A 280-nucleotide genomic window follows, 5' to 3' on the forward strand; every position below is an offset into this window, starting at 1 on the left:
TGTCTGTACTCCGCTGTCGCGCGGGTCCCGGTCGCTTTGGCGCTGCTGGTGGCCAACGTGTTTCCGATCCTGCTCGCCTTGCTGACCTGGGCGCTGGGCGGCCCACGACCAAGCGCGCGCACCGCGATGTTGATGGGCTTGATTCTCGTGGGATTGGTGTTCGTACTGGACGTCCCCGGACGTCTGTCAGACAGCGCCAGCGTCGGCCCGGAATGGCTACTGGGCGTCGCACTCGCCTTCTGCGCCGCCAGCGTCTTCGCCTGCGCGCTGTGGATCACCG

At 67.1% G+C, this 280-nt stretch carries 1 protein-coding gene; it reads left to right on the plus strand.

The window, feature by feature from the left end; all coding sequences use genetic code 11:
• Positions 1-36: 36 nt before the first annotated feature.
• Positions 37-280, plus strand: a 244-nt coding sequence (locus AAEY83_RS14240) for a hypothetical protein (protein ID WP_351059841.1), incomplete at its 3' end; no start/stop codon positions are given.

The sequence above is a fragment of the Psychrobacter sp. TB20-MNA-CIBAN-0197 genome (assembly GCF_040309765.1).
Lineage (GTDB): Bacteria > Pseudomonadota > Gammaproteobacteria > Pseudomonadales > Moraxellaceae > Psychrobacter > Psychrobacter submarinus.